The sequence below is a fragment of the uncultured Rhodoblastus sp. genome (assembly GCF_903903185.1).
Lineage (GTDB): Bacteria > Pseudomonadota > Alphaproteobacteria > Rhizobiales > Beijerinckiaceae > Rhodoblastus.
In genome coordinates this window covers 1-2759 of the sequence record NZ_CAIUXT010000038.1, presented here as the reverse complement: position 1 = coordinate 2759, position 2759 = coordinate 1, and the positions used below count along the sequence as shown (strand labels likewise).

Below are 2759 nucleotides of genomic sequence, written 5' to 3'. Positions count from 1 at the left end.
CGACGGGCTGAGGCTTTTCAAAAATCGGCGCCGTTGCCGTAGAGTTGAAAAACCACTATCTTACCTTCATCTTACCCTGAGGAATTGAAAATGTCAGCCCGCGAGCGTTTGACGACGGTGGTTTCGACGAAGGGCCAGGTTATCCTGCCCAAGGTCGTGCGTCAGCACCGGGACTGGCCGGCGGGAACGAAGCTGGTGGTCGAGGAAGTCACCGACGGCGTTCTGCTTCGTCGGGCGCCGTTGTTTGAGAGCACTCAATTGACCGACGTTTTCGCCATGCTGAAAACCGATGGCCGTGTTCGAACTATCGAGGAGATGGACGACGCCGTGACGGAAGAAGCGCGGAGGCGGCATGCTGGCGATTGACACCAATATCATCGTTCGGCTGCTCACCAATGATGAGCATGCCCAGGCTGCCAGAGCCAAGACGCTGTTCGCGGAGAACGAGATTTTTGTCGCCACGACGGTCATGCTGGAGACGGAATGGGTACTCCGAGGCGCCTATAGCCAGCCCAAAGCTGAGGTCATTGCCGCATTGCGCGCTTTTGCCGGGCTTGCGACAGTGAAACTCGAGGATCCGGCCCGCTTGGAAATGGCGCTCACCTTGGCCGCCAGCGGAATGGATTTCGCCGACGCCCTGCATCTGTCGGGCGCGGAAGGATGCGAGGCGTTCGTGACCTTCGATCGGCGATTTGTGAAGTCGGCGTCAGCCAAGTCTAACATCGTCGTTCGCGAGCTATAACAGAGGCCGGAGCAATGCGGGCGCGACGGCGATCTTCCGGAATCAGCTCGAAGGCGACGGTCGACAGGTTGCCGTGACCGGCTCGTCATGAGGCGAAAGCGGTCATCCCTTTGATACGGCGGCTGACTCAATTTGACCCCGAGCCCCCGCTCGCCAAATTGGCCGGCTATGTTGGGGAACGGAGATCAATGATGAAATCCTGCCGTGGCGCGCTCCATTCGCGAGGCTCACGCCACCGCCTTATTTTCCGCCCCGCCGATCACGATCGCGCGCGCATCGAGCGCCGCCCGGATATGCATTGGAATCTGCCGGCGCGCCTTGGCGCGCGGAAACGGCATTTCCTCGACTGTCTTGCCTTTCGGATAGAGCGCCTCGTGCTCGGTCCAATTATCGAAGCCTAACCGGTCAACATTGTCGACGAAAGTCTCCGCCGGGGTGTTTTCGGCGAGGATCAGGGAATGGTCGTCCAGTTCGACGTGATAATAGGTAAAGTTTTCGGGAACCGAGGTCTCGCGGACAATCGAGGTCCCGTTGACCAGCGCGCCGGCCTGTATCAGCACGCCTTCGACAAGCAAAGCGTGATCGGGCGACAGCCGCAAATCGCGGGAAGGAACCTTGTCGCCGAGCGCTCCCGCAATGATCCGGATCGGCCAACATCGCATCGGGTCGGCGAAAGCGGCGCTTATGGCCCGTCGGCCGATCCAAGAGATCGGCCTGGCGACGCCGTCGGCGGTCATGACCAAGTCGCCGCGCTTCAGCGTTTCGACGGCGACCTGAGCTTTGTCGGTCAGGATGAGAGTGCCGGCGCAAAAGCACTGCGCGTCATAAACGCTGACCAGCGTCGTCGCATCGCTGACGCTGGTCAACTGCGAGACCTTGAACTCTTCGACCGTGTTATTGGCGTAGTTCGCGACGAACACATTGCCGGCGGCGTCCGCCACCACGCTGTCGGGGCCACTGACCCCTATCGACAGCGTCGCGACCAGATCGCCCGAGGCGTTGAACTCCTCGACCGTGTTATTGCCGGCATTGGCGACGAACACATTGCCGGCGGAGTCGGTCGCCACACTCTCCGGGTCGCTGACGCCGATCGACAGCGTCCGCACCAGCGCACCCGAGGCGTTGAACTCCTCGACCGTATCATTGTCGGCATTGGCGACGAACACATTGCCGGCCGCGTCGGTCGCCAGGCTGTAGGGGTAGCTGACCCCGCTCGACAGTGTATGCAACAGCGCGCCCGAGGCGTCGAACTCCTCGACCGTATTGTTGCCGCCATTCGCGACGAACACATCGCCGGCCGCGTCCGTCGCAACGCTCTGGGGGTAGCTGACGCCGCTCGAAAGCGTGCGCACCAGCGCCCCCGAGGCGTCGAACTCCTCGACCGTATCATTGCCGAAATTCGCGACAAATACGTGGCCGGCGGCGTCTGCCGCCACGCTGACGGGTCGTCTGACTCCGCTCGAAAGCGTATGCACCAGCGCCCCCGAGGCATCGAACTCCTCGACCGTGTTGCCTAAATAATTCGCGACGAACACATGGCCGGCGGCGTCGGTCGCCAAGCTGCGAGGACCGCTGACGCCGCTCGAAAGCGTGCGCACCAGCGCCCCTGAGGCGTCGAACTCCTCGACCGTGTTATTGCCGAAATTCGCGACAAATAGATTGCCGGCGGCGTCGGTCGCCAGACCCTCCGGGTTGCTGACGCCGTTAGACAGCGTTCGCACCAGCGTCGGCGTCGTCACCGGCGACCATGCGGTGACGTCGGTCACGACGAGATCGAACGCCGTCGTCGCCACTTGATGCGCGGTCGGCGTGAAAGTCAGTCCCCGCAGCCCGGCTTGCAGCGCCGCCGGCGAAGCCGCCGACAATGTGTAGGTCAACGTCCCGCCGCTGGCGACGCCTGCCGAGAGCCCCGCTCCGGCCAGCGTTCCGTTGCCCGCTGCGAACGAGATCGTCGCGCCGACAAGATCGCCGGAGATGGAATCGGTGACGGTGACGGAGCCGAACGGCTGGATCGTCT

General features: G+C 62.6%; 3 protein-coding genes. 2 read left to right on the top strand and 1 reads right to left on the bottom strand.

Annotation, left to right across the window (positions count from 1 at the left end; all coding sequences use genetic code 11):
• Window positions 1-90: 90 nt before the first annotated feature.
• The gene (locus QZY01_RS03190) at window positions 91-366 is read left to right on the top strand and encodes an AbrB/MazE/SpoVT family DNA-binding domain-containing protein (protein WP_294533234.1); all 276 of its coding nucleotides are present in this window, start codon (window positions 91-93) and stop codon (window positions 364-366) included.
• Window positions 353-742: a type II toxin-antitoxin system VapC family toxin gene (locus tag QZY01_RS03185; RefSeq protein WP_294533231.1), complete on the top strand. Its 390-nt coding sequence runs from the start codon at window positions 353-355 to the stop codon at window positions 740-742. The genes QZY01_RS03190 and QZY01_RS03185 overlap by 14 nt, the downstream gene beginning before the upstream one ends.
• A gap of 227 nt (window positions 743-969) precedes the next feature.
• On the opposite strand, the gene QZY01_RS03180 is transcribed toward QZY01_RS03185, so the two are convergent.
• Window positions 970-2759, bottom strand: a 1790-nt coding sequence (locus QZY01_RS03180) for a Hint domain-containing protein (protein ID WP_294533229.1), incomplete at its 5' end; no start/stop codon positions are given.

Coding starts and splice junctions, on each gene's coding strand:
- QZY01_RS03185 (WP_294533231.1), top strand. CDS start 353: ATGCTGGCGATTGACACCAATATCATCGTTCGGCTGCTCACCAATGAT.
- QZY01_RS03190 (WP_294533234.1), top strand. CDS start 91: ATGTCAGCCCGCGAGCGTTTGACGACGGTGGTTTCGACGAAGGGCCAG.